Raw genomic sequence first — 17,493 nt, forward strand, 5'->3', positions numbered from 1 at the left:
CGACTACTGAACCTCTGCATTTTTAAGGACGCTGAATGCTGATCGTACCCACGGAAAAGCAACTCGACTGGAAGCATGCCCCCGTTGTTCTGCTGATTATAGTTCTCACCAACATCGCCGTTTTTATCTTTTATCAATCTCAGGATTTCGGCAAGGTCACCGCCGCCGTTAACCCCTTCATCAATGAAGGCCTGATGGAGCAGGAATGGCCGCTTTTCGAAGATTACCTGAAGCGCGAGAAGCAGTACGATGAGCTGCGCGATTTAAAACGCCTCTATGAACAGGAATATTACTGGCCGGTGGCACAGTACATGTTTTCCGATACCGGCTATTACAAACACGCCTTGCGCGCTGCGCGTACGGAAATGACCCGCAGCGATTACGACAGCTGGAAAACCCGCCGTACCGCGCTGCAGGATACCTTCAACTCGCGTAGCGCCTACGCCTATGGTTTGCGATCTACGGAGGTCTCGCCGGTAACGCTGATCACGCACCAGTTTCTGCACGGTGGCGTCATGCATATCTTCGGTAACCTGCTGTTTCTGGTGATTTTCGGTTTCGCCGTAGAGGCCGCACTTGGCCACTTCCGCTTCCTGTGTTTTTACCTGATCGGAGGCGTGGTCGCCGGGTTGGCTCAGGTGGTGACTACGCTGGGCAGCGATGTGCCGCTGGTGGGGGCATCCGGTGCCATCTCCGGAGTTATGGCCATGTACCTGGCGGTGTTCCGGCTTAAAAAGATCGAGTTTTTCTATTGGATCTTTTTCTTCGTCGGTTACTTCCGCGCACCGGCGCTGTTGATTCTGCCGTTTTACATCGGCAAAGAAATTTACTCTTACTACACAGCGGTCGATTCCAACGTCGCCTTTATGGCGCACGCCGGTGGCTTTGTCGCCGGTGGCATTCTGGTGGGATTAACATTGCTGTACGACAAAAATGTTCTGAACAACGCATACATCGAGGAAGACCAGAAGGTCAGCCCGCGGGAAAAAGCGCTGGCAGAAATTTACCGGGCGATAGAGTCGCTGCGTTTCGATTTCGCGCTTAAGCAGCTGAACAGCCTGATCGACCAGCAGGGACTCGACTTTGAGCTGGCCCATATCCGCTTCAACCTGCAGAAGATCCGTAAACGCAATGGCTTCAAGCAAAGCTTTCACGAGTTGATGACCCTGGCCGGGCTGACGCCGGACGAAATCGAGCTGCAGAAAAAAGTCTGGCTGGAAACCAAAGAAGCCCCTGCCCTGCTCAGTAAAGATGATCAGCTGGAATTGGCCTTTCGCTTCACCGGCCTGAATGACTTGAGCGCGGCCGAGCAGATCTTTGATGGCCTCTATAGCGTTAAGTTTAAACCGGCCGAATTGAAATTGCTGGCGGCCAAACTGGCCACCCGCTTTGCCGATAAGAAAGACAACGCACGCAACCTGAAGTTTCAGGAAATCGGTCAGCAGCTTGCCAATGGAGGTCAGCATGGAGTCCTGTAAGTTTCACCCGGTGACCGCTTCGAACTTCAACTGCCCGAGCTGCCATATCAACTTCTGCAACAGCTGTGTGGATCAATCCCTTCCGGTCGAACCGAAGTGCTTCCTGTGTGGCGGTGATGTGGTTCACCATGTGACGGCAGATAATATCGAGCCCTTCTGGCGACGCCTGGAGCGAGCCTTCCGCTACCCGCTTAACAGCAATGCGCTGGGCATTATCGTCGGCCTTTCCGTCGCCTCAACGGTGTTGTCGTCACTGCCATTTGCCGGCCTGATTATTCTAATTCTGAATCTGATTGTTGCCGGTGCCACGGTGAATTATGCCTTCATGTGCCTGAAATCAACGGCTGAAGGCAATATGGAAGCACCACCCATAGCCGAGGCCTTTTCCGGCACGCTTCAGATACTGTTCCGCCTGTTGGGTATGATTCTGTTGATCGGGCTGGGTATTTACGCCATCGGCTCCACGCTGGGGCCTGGCCTGGCGATGGTTGCCAGTGTTGTTGTTATGATCGGCCTGCCTGCCATTCTGATGTGCTTTGGCTACACCGACAGCATTCTGGAGTCGCTCAACCCCTTTACCTTTGTCCGGCTGATAACCACCGTCGGTCTGCCTTATGCGGTGCTGGTGATTTTCCTGATGATTATGATCACCTCTATGGGCGTACTGCAGCAGTTGATCGGTACTAATCTGGCCGCGCTTTCTACCCTCATTCAAATAGGTATCGGCAACTACTACAGCGTGGTTATGTTTCATCTGATGGGCTACATGCTGTATCAGTATCAGGACAAACTCGGCGTCGCCTCTTCCGCCGATGAATTGTTTGAAGATGAAGCTGCCGAGCCTGCTGACGTTGCGTTGCAGCATGCCAACGTGCGCTTAAAATTGGGTGAATACGATCGCGTTGACGACATTCTGAAGAACGCACTGGACGTCACACCCGGCAACAAACGGTTATGGCAGCGCTACTTTGATTTTCTGGTGCGCACCGGCCGCCGGGCGTCATTGAAACCGTTTGCCGATAAATACCTGCGACACCTGATTGAAACCGCGCAAAACCCACTGCTGAGCGCTGACTACAAACGCATTATCAAACTGCTGCCAACCTATCAGCCCAGCGACCCTCATGTTCGCTACTTTGTCGCCAGTGCAGTGCGCAGTGCCGGCGACTCGATGGCGGCTGTGCGCCTGCTGAATGGTATGCATAAAAGCTACCCGGAATATGAAAATCTGGTAACCGCTTATTACCTGATGAAAGAAGCGCTGAATGATCTTCCTGATATGGAGGCGCAGGTCGGCAAGTGCGAAAAGCTGATTGCATTGCTGAAGCAAAACCGTCCGGGTTCTGATGAGCCAGCACCGGAGCAGCAGACCAAAGCCGTATTCAATCTGCCGGATGAAGCGGTAAAGACAGAAGCAGAAAAGGCCAACGCAGCTAAGCAGGAAGCTCCAGCAGCGCCGAAGCAAGAAGAACCGGAAGAGGTCAGATCGCCGATTGATTTTAAGCTTTAGCGCGGCCCGTTGTTGAATTACGAGTGCCAGTAAAAATGTCCACAACCTTATTTTTACTGGCCTCAAAGTCTTCAAAAAAACTACCTATTGAATCTATTGAATTTTGCACTCAGCGCACTGCTTTTTAGATAGAGGCTGAACTCGATTCCACTCTTAACCCTTTCTTGTTTTACCTTTAATCGTTGCATTGTCTGCTTTTAAGTAATTTTAATATTGCGAATACAGCGGGCAAAAAAAACCGGGAAAGTTCCCGGTAAAGTCGAAGCAGCCTCAAAAGACCCTTGATAGCTTCTTTACGTCTTACGCCGAAATGCGGACCACTCACATCTCACGTCTTACATCTTACGTCTTACATCTAGCGCCCCATCAAAAACCTCTGCCACTCCAGCCCTGATTGTTTAATCGTACGCTCAAGGGTTTCATAATTAACATGCACAATGCCAAAGCGCTGGGCATAGCCGAATGCCCATTCGAAGTTGTCCATCAGGCTCCAGGCGAAGTAGCCTTTGACATTGACGCCGGCTTCTATGGCGTTGTTCAGTGCAACCAGGTGGTCGGCATAATAGTTGGTACGCATGCTGTCATTCACCAACCCGTTTTCACAGGGTGTGTTATCGGCCGCGCCATTTTCGGTAATGAAAATAGCAGGCATGTTTGCATAGCGCTTGCTGTAGGTGACCAGTAAATCGGTAAAGGCTTTTGGATAAATCTCCCAGCCGATGTCGGTTTTTGGTGCATCCTGAGGTACGTTTTCATAGTCCTTGCTGGTGCTTTCACGGACGACCGAGCGCGAATAATAATTAACGCCAATGAAATCTATCGGTGCATTAATGATGCTTAAATCTTCCGGCATCATGGTCGGTTTCCAGTCGGGATGTTTGTCGAACACCAGCTCTGGGTAACGGCCATTGAGCAGCGGTTCCAGGAATAGATGGTTGTTCTCTTCATCGCAGAATTGCGCCGCTCTTAAATCGCCGATGGCATCGGTATTGGCATAAGCAAAAATAAAATTCAGCACAATGCCATGTTGCGCGCCGGGTGCATTTTTTCGCATAGCGGGCAGAGCCAAACCATGCGCCAGCATCAGGTGGTGCGCTGCCTGAAAAGTCAGCCGGTCATCTTTGTAGCCGGGCGCATGTTCACCAAAGCGATGGCCCATAAAGGCGGAACACCAGGGCTCATTGAACGTGGCATAAGATACAACCTTGTCGCCGAAGCGTGCAGTCACTTTATTTGCGTAGCTGGCAAAGGCGTAGGCGGTTTCGCGGTTGACCCAACCGCCTTTATCCTGCAGGTATTGCGGTAAATCCCAGTGATAAAGTGTGGCGTAAGGTTTAATGCCGCGCTCGATCAGGCCATCGATCAGGCGCTGATAAAATTCAAAACCGGCCTCGTTCCACTGGCCGGATTTTGGCTCAATGCGGGGCCAGGCAATGGAAAAACGGTAGGCATCGAAGCCGAGTTCTTTAATCAGGTCGAGGTCTTGTTCCAGCCGGTTATAGTGATCGCAGGCGACGGTACCATCATCGCCATTGAGCACTTTTCCGGGTGTTGCGCAGAAACGATCCCAAATACTTTCACAGCGGCCATCGGCGGTATTTGCGCCTTCTATCTGAAAGGCTGCGGTCGCCACACCAAAGGTAAACTCCGGTGATAACATCTTGCTGTTTTCGGGTAATTCAAACTTCACGACAACTACCTTTTTACTTTTTTGTTTAATAAGAAATTAGCCAGCTCCTTCGTCATACCCGCGCAGGCGGGTATCCATCGTTATCAGCCAACTTAGTAATGGATTCCCGCCTACGCGGGAATGACAGGGAGCCTAATTGATGACTGCAATATTTCTTTGTAAAAAGCGCGTGTAAAAAGCACCTCTTACGCCCAGCGTTTACTTAACAGCACCACTGGTCAAACCAGAAATCATCTGTTTGCTGGCGGTCATATAGATCGCAATCAGCGGCAGAATTGAAATGGTGGTTCCCAGCATCACAGCACCCCAAGGCGTATTTGGAACACCCTGTACGCCTCGCAGCATTTGCGTGATCACCATTTTTTCCGGGCTGTTTAACACCACCAGCGGGTTAAGGAAGTTATTCCACAGGAAGACAAACTGTACGATCGCCAGCGTGGCCAAACCCGGGCGAAGCAAGGGCAGTACAATTTGCCAGTAGGTGCGCCATTCGCTGGCACCGTCCAGTTTTGATGCTTCCAGAATATCTTTAGGCACAGAGGCGACAACGTACTGGCGAATTAAAAAGATGCCGAACGGGTTGATGGTGAACGGTAACCAAACCGCCAGGTGCGTATTCGCCAAGCCCAAGGTGGAGATCACCATGTAATAGGGAATCAGTGTCAGGATGGGCGGAATCATCATGGAGCCAACCATCACACCGAAAATGGCATTGCGGCCTTTGAATTTATACGTTGCTAAAGCATAGCCCGCCATGGAGCAGAAGATGAGCGAAAAGGACGTACCGATAACGGAAATCGATAAGCTGTTCAGCATGCCGGTCCAGAAATCCATCAGCTCCAGCAGATTGGAGTAGTTCTGCGCAATCTTATCGCCAAGTGCAAAGCTGATGCCGCGCGCAAACATAGTGCTTCGGTCGTGAGTTGCAAGAATCGCCGACCAGACAAACGGAAATATTGTAATAAACGCAAACAGACCCAGGAAAATATAAACAACGAGTTTTCCGGCTTTGTGATAGAGATTTACGATAAATGTGGCTTGTGATTGTGTCATTTTATTCGCCTCCCAAACCTTTACGACCGAACAGATAGAAATAGATGGCGGTGAAAATGCCAATCACGACAAACAGTATCCAGGAGATGGCGGCGGCGCTGCCCATGTCGAGCCACTGCCAGGCAACCTGATACAGATAGTTGGAAATTGTTTTGCCGTTGGTTTGCGCAAACTGGCCACCCACGGTGAGTACAAAGGGTTCATCGAACAGGTTCATGTTGCCGATGATGGTCAGCGTAACGCCGAAGAAGATGAACGGCTGCAGCAGCGGAAGAGAAACATGACGGAAGCGCTGCCAGTTATTGGCGCCATCAATCTTCGCGGCTTCGTATAAATCCTGAGAGATAGTTGCCAGCCCCGCGGTATAGATAACCGTATTGAAGCCGACGTATTTCCACCACACCACAAATGATACTGAGTAGCGGATCAGGCTGTTTTCCTGAACCCAGCCCAAGGGCAGAGACTCTTTAATGCCGGAGAGTATCCAGGCGGTTAGCGGGGCTTCGGAAAGGTAAAGCAGAACCGCATTGAAGATGCCGGAATCTTTCGAGTACATCACATAGAAGATCATTGAAACGGCAACGGTGGATGTGATGTAAGGTAAAAAATAAGCCGTGGTCAGCCAATGGCGTGCTCTGGAGCCGAGCATCACCAAAAAGTAAGCCAGCGGCAGTGCAAACAGGTGCTGAGGTACACCGGAAAGAATTGCCATGACCAGTGTGTTCCACATGGTTTGCCACAGGGTTGGATCGGTTAAGCCGAGCACATAGTTTTCTAAACCGACAAACTCCATCGAACCCAGACCTTCAACCGGGTTCCAGAGGTGAAATGAAAGGTAAATCATGAAGAACACAGGAAAAATACCGAACACTCCATAGATAATGAAGTAAGGCATAAGGAAGCCGTAGGGCGTGAATTTCTCTTTAAAGTGATTACGCTGTTCAGCCTTTTGGGCTGGAGCGCTCACTGGAGCTTGGGAGATTACAGTTTCACTGTTCATAACAGTTCTCTTTCACATCAATTTTAAGAGTTTGAAAAGTTTTTGGGTGTAGCTGTCTTATATAGCCCGCCGCTAAGCGGGCTATTAAGTATTTTTATAATATTTTCTGGAATTTACAGGCCACAGTTTGCGGCCTTTTTACTGAGTGTTGAGTAATTAACGAACGCGACGCTTCAGTTGTTTTTCAACATCGTTTAGTGCTTTCTTAATGTCTTCACCGTCGTTAAGAACTTTTTCCAGCGCCTGGTTTATCAGGTCTTCGGCGATTAGGTCGCCCTTCATCGGTGTGACCGGCGCTACGTTATCAACGATTTCTGCAAACAGCATGCGGGCTTTCTGGCCGCGCAGGAATTCGATCGGCTCTTCAAATGAAGCGTCATTGTAAGTGCCGGTGTGTGCAGGGAAGGCCGCGATGTTTTTGAAGCCGGCCAGCTGAATGTCTTCAGAGATCATGTACTCGATTAAATCCCAGGAAGCTTCAGGGTTTTTAGCCTGCTTTGGAATGGCCAGATAAGAGCCGCCCCAGGAGCCATAGGTACCGGCTGGCAGGTTGCTTACACCCCACAAGCCTGCGGTATCCGGTGCAATCCAATTTTTCAGGTGGCCAAGCAGCCAGGCACCAGACATCTGCGTGGCGAACTTGCCATCACGGAAACCGGAATACCAGTCTTCAGTCCATTCACTGATCTGACCGTCCATGCCGCCATCGCGAACTTCTTTGGCAATTTCGAAGGCGCGGACAAAGCGCTCGGAAGTGACCAGCGATTTACCGTCGGCATCGAAGTACAAGCCTTCGCCCTCTTTGGTGTTAAAGCGGTAATAAGCATTGGCCAGTGCGCCGGCATCGCCGATCAGCAGAATGCCTTTTTCTTTCAGCTTGCGGCCGTAGTCAATATAGGTATCCCAGTCCGTCATGACTTCGTCTAAATCGAAGCCCATGTCTTCCATGTAATCGCGGCGGTAGTACATAACGCCCGGGCCAAGATCGACCGGAACTGCATATTGCGCGCCGTCGTTGCCTTTGCCGGCCGCGACTGCATAGCTGGCGTAATCGCCGGCCATATCTTTATAGAATTTGGTTAAATCAACAAAGCCACCGGCGTTCACGAAAGAGCCGACAAAACCCACATCAATTAATACAACGTCGCCTGCACCGGTGCCGGTTGCCAGGTTCGTTTTCAGTTTGTTGTGGTGGTCGCCGTGGTTGTTCTTCAGCATGGTGACGTTGTGCTGTGACAGGCCGTCTTTAATAGCGTTGATTTGGGTGTCGTAGTCAGGGAAGCCATCAATGCGGATGTCTGCTGCGAAGGCAGTTGCAGTGATCAGGCTCAATGCAGTAATGCCGGCCTTTAAGTGCGCTTTCATAATATTCTCCAATTTTTTTGTTTTTATAACTGAATTTAAGGTCTTACTTCACGCTGCCCGGTTAAGGCTGAAACCGCCCTGTAACCGTTTACAGGTAGATTAGGAGCCTTGCCTCTGAGTGTCAACCGGTTTTAGGGCTAAATTGCCCGGAATGGCTGGTAATCGCCCTTTCAGTCAAAAATATTGGCCAAAAAACGCTCAATATTCACGTAATAGAATAAGATGATAAGCTGAATAGAAGGTTAATTCTGTAATCGGTTACACAGGTTGACGCACAGAGTTGTGTTTTTTAGAGCCGGGTCTATTTTTTGCGGTAAGGGGCGGTTGAACTGCGCACGACTAATTCCGGTACAAAGCGCAGGTTTTGTACGTCGGCCGGTTCGTTGGCAGAAAGCTTCAGGGCCATTTGCGCAGACAGCTTGCCGAACTCGGCAACCGGCACGGCAACGGTGGTCAGTGCCGGTTCTACATAGCGTGCCATGACCATATCATCGTATCCGACGATGCTGACTTCCTCAGGAATATTCACGCCACGGCCTTTCAGGGTGTTCATGGCACCGAACGCCATGTGGTCGTTCTGTATGAACAACGCCGAGAACTTAACCTTTCTGCGGTACAGCCGCTCAACCGGCGCGATACCGCCCTCTTCCTGAAAATCAGACTCCACAACCAGCCGCTCATCGTAGGCAATACCGGCCTCTTCCAGTGCCCGACGATAACCGGATAAACGCGCCCTGGCATCGGCTTTGTACAGCGGCCCGGTGATGGTGGCTATCTGGGTGTGGCCCAGATCTGTCAGGTGTTTCACGGCCAGGTAGCCGCCCAGCTCGTTATCCAGTGAGATGCTGGAATTGATCAGCTCGGGCACCAGGCGATTTACCAGAATCAGTGGTACGCCGCTGTTATCGGCAATGTCGATGATGTCCTGATCGGGCAGAACATCCAGGTGCAGGATCAGCGCATCAACGCGCCGTTGCAGCAGAAAGTCGATGGCATCGCGTTCGCTTTCAACGGTATCGTGGCCGCTGGTAATAATCAGGTGTTTGCCGGCATTGCGGATCTCCTGCTCGGCTTCGTTCATCAGCTTGCCGAAGAACGGACCGGACAGGTCACCAATGACCATACCGATGGTGTGCGATTTGTTGGTTGCCAGAGAGCGGGCAAAGGAGTTGGGCTTGTAGCCCAGTTCTTTCATGGCGGCGAGTACTTTATCGCGGGTGGCATCCGATACCCATTTATTGCCGTTGATCACTCGGCTGACGGTTGCGACAGAAACGTTAGCGAATTTCGATACTTCGCGAATAGTGGCCATGAAACTTCTCTTATTAATAGGCTATTAAAATGACTGTAAACGGTTACAGTTGGATAATCCAGTCAAGTTCCACTTTTAAACCAGAAAATCAGCTTGTTAGGCGCTTTGCTGGCAGGAATTAACGGCCCAGATTGTAACACAGCTGAAACATGTTACAGACAACAGAAGCGGAGGAAGGGTGTGGCACGGGCAGGAACTGGATTGCCAGGCATAAAAAACGGCTGCGGGGTTGCCCCGGCAGCCGTTGCCTTTGGCATTGCGCTTAGCCCAGCGTGACCAGTACATCGTGCTCGGTGCCGGCCTCAAACAGAGGCAAAATGTTGCCCTCTATGCGAATGCCGCCCACGGTAATCCAGGCAACCGCAGTGCTGCGTTGTTCCGGATTCTTGATGGTGATGTTGTAGGTAACACCCCGGAATACCCGCTTCACCGAATACTCTTTCCACTCGCGCGGAATGCACGGCGCAATCTGCAGGCCGTTGTAGTGCGGTTTAATGCCCAGAATGTACTGGGTGATCGCAACGTAGTTCCAGGCTGCGGTGCCGGTCAGCCAGCTGTTCTTGGCCTGGCCGGGCGTGGCGGCTTCTTTACCGGCAATCATCTGTGCGTACACATAAGGCTCGGTTTTGTGCAGCTTAACCTTATCGTCCTGATAGGCCGGCGCAATCTTGGTGTAGTACTCAAAGGCGCGGTCGCCGTTTTTAGCGACGGTTTCGCCAATCATGATCCATGGGTTGTTGTGACAGAAGATGCCGCCGTTTTCTTTGTAACCCTGTGGATAAGTTGAAATCTCGCCGTACTCGACTTTGTATTCGGTAAAGGCCGGGTAGTTCAGCACAATGCCGTAGTCGCAGGCCAGGTACTTGTTAACCGAATCCAATGACTGCTGCAGCTTGCCGTCATCCAGGCCAATGCCGGCCATGGTGCAGAAACCCTGTGATTCGATAAAGATTTTTGCCTCATCGGCTTCGTTGGTGCCCACCTTTTTGCCAAAGGCATCGTAGGCGCGCAGGAACCATTCACCATCCCAGGCGTGTTCTTTAATGGCGGCGACCATCTTTTCAACATGGCCCCGGGCGCGTTCGGCTTCAGCCGTTTTGCCCAGCTGTTCACACAGCTCGATATAGTCGTTGCCGAACAGCACAAACTGACCGGCAATCATGACGGACTCGGCGCGGCCCCCCTCTTTGTTTTCCGTAGTCTGGAAGCTTTCGTTCGGCTCCATGGAAAAGCAGTTCAGGTTCAGGCAGTCGTTCCAGTCGGCGCGGCCAATTAATGGCAGGCCGTGCTCGCCCAGATTATTGGTGATGAAGTTGAACGAGCGGGTTAGGTGCTCAAACAGGCTGGTGGCTTTGCTTGCATCGTTATCGTACGGCACCTGCTCTTCCAGAATGGAGAAGTCGCCGGTCTCTTTAATGTACACCGTCACCGACTGTACCAGCCACATCGGGTCGTCGTTGAAGTTGCCGCCCACCGCTGCGTTGCCGCGCTTGGTTAACGGCTGATACTGGTGATAGGCCGAGCCATCTTCAAACTGGGTGGAGGCGATATCAATGATGCGCTCGCGGGCACGCTCCGGCACCAGATGGACAAAGCCGATCAAATCCTGGTTGGAATCGCGGAAGCCCATGCCACGGCCAATGCCGGATTCAAAGAACGAGGCCGAACGCGACATGTTGAAGGTGACCATATTCTGGTATTGGTTCCAGATGTTCACGCCCCGGTTCAGGCGTTCATCGTCCGAGCTGACAATGTACTTGCTGAGCAGTTCATCCCAGTAGTTGTTCAGCTTTTTGAAGGCGGCCTGGACCTTTTCGGCCGAGTCGAAGCGCTCAATGGCGGCCAGTGCCTTGGTTTTGTTGATAACGGCTTTGGATTCCCACTTTTCATCCTGCGGCATTTCTACATAGCCGAGCGTAAATACCAGGTCGCGGGATTCGCCCGGTGCCAGTTCCACTTCAATGTAATGCGAACCGACCGGTGACCAGCCATGCGCAATCGAGTTGTTCGGCTGGCCGGTGGCTACGGTCTGCGGTGTATCGAAACCGTTGTAATCGCCCAGGAAGGCATCGCGGCAGGTATCAAAGCCCTGAATGTCGGTGTTAACCGAATAGTAGGCGAAGTGATCGCGGCGCTCGCGGTACTCGGTTTTGTGGTAGATGACCGAGTCTTTCACCTCAACCTGACCGGTCGAGAAATTGCGCTGAAAGTTGGTCATGTCATCTTCAGCGTTCCACAGGCACCACTCCACAAAGCTGAACAGCTTCAGCTTCTTGGTTTCAGTGCCGTTGTTGGTCAGGGTCATCTGCTGAACTTCCAGATTTTCACCCTGAGGTACGAAGAACAGCACGGAGCTGGTGACGTCATTTTTGGTACCGCTGACGCGTGTGTAGCCCATGCCGTGGCGGCACTCGTAGCTATCCAACTCGGTTTTCAGCGGCTTCCAAGCGGGCGACCAGGCCGTATCACCATCAACGATATAGAAATAACGGCCGCCGGTATCGACCGGTACATTGTTGTAGCGGTAGCGGGTCAGGCGACGGAACTTGGCGTCTTTGTAAAAGCTGTAGCCGCCGGCGGTGTTGGAAATAAGCGAAAAGAATGCAGTATCGCCCAGGTAGTTGATCCACGGATAAGGCGTTTTGGGTGTCGTGATAACGTACTCTTTCGCAGCGTCATCAAAGTAGCCGTATTGTTGATCTTCTGTTGGTTTCGACATAGGTAAAGCCTCGTTTTTAGCCTGAAATTTAATCATCGTTGCTGTTTCGTTGATGACGCTGATTTTTATTATTTACGTTTGCGACTGCCGCAAAGCCGCCGCTGAGCAGGCTGCAGGCGCGAACAATGTGATAGATGGAGCGCCACGGGCCGGCCTTACCTTCCGAGAGCACCGGCTCCAGGTTCAGGTTCAGCTGGGAATACCATTCACCGTGCTCGGCATCGACCCAGTGGTTTTCAATGTTCTGCCACAGCTTGGCAAGCTGCTCAGTATAGCCAGTCTCGCCAGTAAGCTCGGCCGCACAGTAGAGTGCGCAAAGTGCTTCGGTCTGTGGCCACCAGAACAGAACATCCGGTGCCTGGCCGTTCTCGTCCAGACCAAACAGTATGTTGCCCGAGCTGTGCACGCCACGGCTCAGGCTGACATCAATTAAGCGCAGCAGGTGCGGCTGAAACTGAGCCAGACGCGCCTCATCGTCAATAACCATGCACGCCAGGCAACACAACCATGGGGCTTCCAGGTTATGGCCGATGGAGGTCTCCGCTGGCAGTGGTTGCCACTGACGGTTAAACAGCAGTGGCAGATGGCCCTGATGGCGGACGATTTTCACGGTAAAGATGTCCAGTATGGCTTCAATGCGTTGTTTGACCGATGCTGTCGGGCTGGCACTGTACAGCTGGGTCAGCGCTTCCAGTGTATGTAACTGGTTACAGGTTGCCGTTAAATTTTCTTCGTCGCTATCCGGTGCCGGTTGAAAGTCTGCGCCCAGATGGCCGCAGTAAGTCCCGTCTTCACGCAGAAAATGTTGTTGAATCAGCCCTTCCAGTTCAAAGGCGGCTTGCAGCGCGGCTTGATTGCCACTGGCCTCAACATACTTTGCCAGTGCAAACAGGCTGTAGCTGTGCGCCAGCAGATACTTGTCGGTATCGACCGGCTGGTGGCTGGCATCGATCGTCCAGTAAACGCCGCCATTCTGTGCATCCATGAAATAATGAGTGAGTGCCTGATACAGCCTGTGAGCTGTCGCCAGGCAGCTGTCGCTTTGCAGATTGATTGCGGCGGTGGCATAGCTCCAGAGTGTCCGGGCGTACAGCAGAATACCCTGCTCCGCTGCTGTATCCGCTTCACCAGTGACAGCAACAGCACCATAGAGACCACCTTCCGGGTGAATGACCGCGCGGTCCCAGAAGGGCAGAATTTGCTTTGTTACCTGATTTTCAGCTTTTACTGCAATTTCAGCCATCAGGTGCGTATGGGTTGCTGGCATGTTGCACTCGTATTGGTTGTGTTTGGTTTTCGGTTAAGCGCTTGGTCTGCTTCGTTTGCCGGTATTTTGATCACCGGTCTATGCCTTCAAAGCCCCGAAAATAAAGGTTTTCGAACAAAACAAGGCGTTTAAAGTTAGAGTTGTTGGGCCCTGAATTATTACTGCATGGAATGGAGTTTAGCCGTAAGTTGCGGCAATTGTAAACGGTTACAGGTTTCTTTTTGTTGTTTTATTCTGCAGAGGCACCGGCAGGCTGATGAAGGTGTCCATTGGTCAGGGTATAGTGCTGAGTTCTTCAGCGCTAACAGGGTGAAAACTGAGGGTATTGCCGGCTGGCCGAAGGCACCCCGGCAGCGAAAGCGGCGCCCGGTGATGCCCGGGCGCGTAATAAGGTGGAATTAAGCTGCGATGCCGTTGTGACGCAGCAGTGGCTCAACACTCGGTTCGCGGCCACGGAAGGCTTTGAACAGATCCGCCGCCGGCTCACTGCCGCCCTTGGCGAGAATGATGTTGCGGAAGTCCGCGCCGGCCTGTTCATTGAAGATGCCCTCTTCCTCGAACCGGCTGAAGGCATCGGCGCTGAGTACTTCGGCCCACTTGTAGCTATAGTAGCCCGCTGCGTAGCCACCGGAGAAGATGTGGCCAAAGCCGTTCTGGAACTTGTTCTCTTTAATGGCCGGCACCACGGCTACCCTCGCGCGCACATCGTCGAGCACCTGCTGAATATCGTTGGCGCTGAAGCCTTCGGTTTTCATGTGCAGGGTCATATCGAACAGCGAGAACTCCAGCTGGCGCACGGTCATCATGGCGCTCTGGAAGTTTTTCGCCGCCAGCAGTTTATCGAGCAGTTCTTTCGGCAGTTTTTCACGGGTTTCAACATGGCCGGAGATAAACGCCAGTGCTTCCTCCTGCCAGCACCAGTTTTCCATGAACTGGCTGGGCAGCTCTACCGCATCCCAGGCAACGCCGTTAATGCCGGAAACCGACTTGACGTTGATGCGCGTGAGCATGTGGTGCAGGCCATGGCCGAACTCATGGAACAGCGTGGTCAGCTCATTGTGGGTCAGCAGTGATGGCTTGCCATCCACCGGCGGTGTGAAGTTGCAGGTCAGGTAGGCCACCGGCAGCTGGGTGTTCTCTTCATCGAGTGACATCCGCACCCGGCAGTCATCCATCCAGGCACCGCCGCGTTTGCCTTCACGGGCATACAAATCGAGATAAAAACGGGCAATCGGCTTGCCGTTTTCGTAGACGTTATGCAGCTGAACATCCGGGTGATAGGTTTCAAACTCCTCGGCCGGTTCAATGGTGATGTTGAACAGGCGGGTTGCGGTTTCAAACAGGCCCACCATGGCTTTGGGTGCCGGGAAGTAAGGGCGCAGCTGCTCCTGAGAAATGCTGTAGGTCTTCTGCTTGAGTTTTTCGGAGGCGTAGCTGACATCCCAGGGTTTCAGCTCGTCTAAACCCAGCTCTTCTTTGGCAAATGCCGCCAGCTCGGCGAATTCATTCTGTGCCTGTGGATAAGCCTTTTCCGCCAGTTCGTTCAGGAAGCCAACAACCTCTTCCGGGGTTTCCGCCATCTTGGTGGCCAGCGAAACCTCGGCATGGTTTTTATAGCCGATGAGCTCTGCCACCTGCTGACGTTTTTCCAGAATTTGGGTCATCACCGGGCCGTTATCGAACTTACCGGCATCCGGGCCAAGGTCGGAGGCTTTGCTGACGTTGGCGCGATAGACCTCTTCACGCAGGGCGCGGTTATCGGCATAGGTAAGCACCGGAATAACCGACGGCATTTCCAGCGTAATCAGCCAGCCATCTTTGCCTTTTTGTTTGGCGTACTGGGCCAGCGTATCGAGCGCGGATTGCGGCAGGCCGGCCAGTTCCGCTTCATCGCTGACGGCGCGAGTCCAGCTTTGGGTGGCGTCGAGCAGCTGTTCGGAGAATTTCTGGCTCAGTTGCGCCAGCTCGTTCTGCAGCTTGGCGTACTGTTCTTTTTGAGCTGCTGGCAGATCAATACCACTCAGGCGGAAGCCCAGTAATGTCTGACGGATGGTTTCTTTCTGGGCGGTGGAAAGCTCGCTGTAGCCTTCGCCCTGTTCAATTTCCTGATAGGCCTTGAACAGACCTTCGTGCTGACCCACCCAGGTGCCGTACTCGGTCACCATGGCCAGTGCTTTGCCGTAGGCTTCGCGCAGTTCGGGCGAGTCTTTTACGCTGTTTAAATGGCCGAACACCGCCCAGGCGTTATCCAGCAGGCGCGCTTGCTGGTCAATGGGTTCAATCACGGTTGCCCAGCTGGCCGGTGCCGGGTTGGCCAGGGCCTTTTCGATGGTGGCTTTGCCGTCGGCAATGAGCTGGCTGATCGCCGGTTCGATTTGTTCCGGAGCGAACTGTTCAAAAGGGGGCAGTTCCAGATCTTGTAACAGCGGGTTGGTGTCGGTCATGTCGGTTCCTTGTGCTTTTCAGGCAAATTCGTTCGAAAGTTAAAGTCATAATAGGGGCGTGATGGCCTTCTACAAGCGGGCTGTCACGAAAACTTCATCGCTGGCGGCTCATTATCATGCTCTTTACTTACTGCTCACACCCGATGATACGAAAGTTTTCAAAACACCTGACGCACCCGATTGCCATGGTACTGGAACTACTGGTGCTGGTTGTCTGGCTGTTTACCGGTCGCGGCGACGAGCCGGGCTATGTCACCCTGGGCTGGCTGGCGGATAGCTATGAAGTCAGCGAGGACTTTCTCGGCGTTGCCATCGATGCCGCCATGCTCACCGACGGACTGTGGTGGGAAAACTCCGACTCACCTCCCCGCCCGCTCGATTTAACCAATGGCGACCTAATCAAGTGGACCCGTATTCTGCAACCGGATTGGCTGCGCCTGGGCGGTACCGAGGCCGATAAGCTGTGGCTGTATGAACCGGGCGATGAGCAACAGCCGTCGCCGCGGCTCAACCGCGGGCAATTGGAGCAGTTTCTGGCCTTTACCGAGGCCGTCGGTGCCAAGCCCTTTATCACCGCCAACGCCGGGCCGCGTGTACGCCGGGAAGACCACTGGCAGCCGGAGCAGCTTAACCGCCTGCTGAGCTGGCTGCCCGAGCGCTATAACGGCATTCTGGAGTTTGGTAATGAGCCCGGCGCGCACTGGGTGATCTTTGGTCGTCAGCATCAAATCGGCTTTGAGCAGCTGGCCGGTGAATATCGTCACGCCCAGGCGCTGGCCTATGCACAGGGCATCCCGCTGGCCGGGCCAGCCAATGCCTTCTGGCCGGTCATTGGCGAGCCGCTGAAGCAGATCGTCGGTTCTTCAAAAGACTTTCTTGAAGCCGGTGCCAATCCGGATATCTTCACCTGGCATTACTACCCGACGCAGTCGAGCCGCTGTGGTGTCAAGACTGAAAACGCCAACTGGGAGGGCCTGCTGGATGTGGAAACGCAGGAGGAATTTCGCAAACACAGCCTGAAGGTGGGCCGCTGGCTCAAACAGTACAGCCCGGATTCGGTTCAATGGCTGGGTGAAACCGGCCCGGCGCAGTGCGGCGGTAAAGCCAAACTGACCGATCGCTTTGGCGCTTCGTTATGGTGGCTTTCGCATCTTGCGACGGCGGCAAGCAGCGGAAATAAAACGGTGATCCGTCAGAGCCTAATGGGCGGCGATTACGCGCTGCTGCGCTACCTGCCGGGCTACCGGCCAAACCCGGATTACTGGGCGACGGTGCTCTGGCAGCAGAATATGGGGCCACGGGGCTTTCGCCTGATCGGCGCCGATGGCGTCGTCCGCGCAGCTGCGCATTGCCATCCGACCCGCCCGGGCGTGATGTCGATGGTTATCGTCAATCTGTCGGAATATGACGCCACCGTCGGGCTGCCGCAGGCCGAAGCCGGACGCTTTATCGATGTAACCTCCGATCAGCTGGAAAGCCGCTACACCTTCGTTGAGGGGGAGCTGGCCGAAAGCCTGGATTGGCAGAACACCGAGAATCTGCCCTGGCTGCCAATCCGTCTGTGGCGCGAATTACCGGCTTACAGCTACCGCTGGGTCAACATTGATGACGTTCGGCTTTGTGGTGACGAGGGCGGCTCTATATAATCGCGGATT

11 protein-coding genes are annotated in these 17,493 nt (G+C 53.1%); 3 read left to right on the forward strand and 8 right to left on the reverse strand.

Annotated features, from left to right (window positions below; translation table 11 throughout):
* Window positions 1–35 precede the first annotated feature (35 nt).
* Together BCF53_RS01375 and BCF53_RS01380 are read left to right on the forward strand one after the other, a co-directional pair.
* Window positions 36–1,478 carry a rhomboid family intramembrane serine protease gene (locus BCF53_RS01375; RefSeq protein WP_132699107.1) on the forward strand — a complete coding sequence of 481 codons (1,443 nt, stop codon included), beginning with the start codon at window positions 36–38 and terminating at the stop codon, window positions 1,476–1,478.
* Window positions 1,465–2,988: a hypothetical protein gene (locus tag BCF53_RS01380; protein ID WP_132699108.1), complete on the forward strand. Its 1,524-nt coding sequence runs from the start codon at window positions 1,465–1,467 to the stop codon at window positions 2,986–2,988. Before BCF53_RS01375 ends, BCF53_RS01380 begins: the two co-directional genes overlap by 14 nt.
* A 355-nt stretch (window positions 2,989–3,343) precedes the next feature.
* On the opposite strand, the gene BCF53_RS01385 is transcribed toward BCF53_RS01380, so the two are convergent.
* The 8 genes from BCF53_RS01385 to BCF53_RS01420 all read right to left on the reverse strand — a co-directional run bounded on the left by BCF53_RS01385 (window position 3,344) and on the right by BCF53_RS01420 (window position 15,838).
* Window positions 3,344–4,678 carry a GH1 family beta-glucosidase gene (locus BCF53_RS01385; RefSeq protein ID WP_207902613.1) on the reverse strand — a complete coding sequence of 445 codons (1,335 nt, stop codon included), beginning with the start codon at window positions 4,676–4,678 and terminating at the stop codon, window positions 3,344–3,346.
* A 198-nt stretch (window positions 4,679–4,876) separates the two neighbouring features.
* Entirely contained in the window at window positions 4,877–5,731 is an 855-nt protein-coding gene (locus BCF53_RS01390) for a carbohydrate ABC transporter permease (RefSeq protein WP_132699110.1), read from the reverse strand.
* A 1-nt stretch (window position 5,732) separates the two neighbouring features.
* Entirely contained in the window at window positions 5,733–6,731 is a 999-nt protein-coding gene (locus BCF53_RS01395) for a carbohydrate ABC transporter permease (RefSeq protein ID WP_132699112.1), read from the reverse strand.
* Window positions 6,732–6,887: 156 nt separating this feature from the next.
* Window positions 6,888–8,096, reverse strand: a complete 1,209-nt coding sequence (locus BCF53_RS01400) for an extracellular solute-binding protein (protein ID WP_132699114.1) — start codon at window positions 8,094–8,096, stop codon at window positions 6,888–6,890.
* A gap of 301 nt (window positions 8,097–8,397) precedes the next feature.
* Window positions 8,398–9,408, reverse strand: a complete 1,011-nt coding sequence (locus tag BCF53_RS01405; protein WP_132699116.1) for a LacI family DNA-binding transcriptional regulator — start codon at window positions 9,406–9,408, stop codon at window positions 8,398–8,400.
* A gap of 262 nt (window positions 9,409–9,670) precedes the next feature.
* Window positions 9,671–12,127, reverse strand: a complete 2,457-nt coding sequence (locus BCF53_RS01410; RefSeq protein WP_132699118.1) for a glycoside hydrolase family 94 protein — start codon at window positions 12,125–12,127, stop codon at window positions 9,671–9,673.
* A gap of 28 nt (window positions 12,128–12,155) precedes the next feature.
* Window positions 12,156–13,394, reverse strand: a complete 1,239-nt coding sequence (locus tag BCF53_RS01415) for an AGE family epimerase/isomerase (protein ID WP_132699120.1) — start codon at window positions 13,392–13,394, stop codon at window positions 12,156–12,158.
* A 398-nt stretch (window positions 13,395–13,792) separates the two neighbouring features.
* Window positions 13,793–15,838, reverse strand: coding sequence for a M3 family metallopeptidase (locus BCF53_RS01420; protein ID WP_132699122.1), 2,046 nt, complete (start codon window positions 15,836–15,838; stop codon window positions 13,793–13,795).
* Window positions 15,839–15,954: 116 nt separating this feature from the next.
* Here BCF53_RS01420 and BCF53_RS01425 point away from each other — a divergent pair, with 116 nt between their 5' ends.
* Window positions 15,955–17,484 carry a hypothetical protein gene (locus tag BCF53_RS01425; RefSeq protein WP_132699124.1) on the forward strand — a complete coding sequence of 510 codons (1,530 nt, stop codon included), beginning with the start codon at window positions 15,955–15,957 and terminating at the stop codon, window positions 17,482–17,484.
* Window positions 17,485–17,493: the final 9 nt, after the last annotated feature.

Origin of the sequence: Reinekea marinisedimentorum (assembly GCF_004341165.1) — a bacterium.
Taxonomy (GTDB): Bacteria; Pseudomonadota; Gammaproteobacteria; order Pseudomonadales; family Natronospirillaceae; genus Reinekea; species Reinekea marinisedimentorum.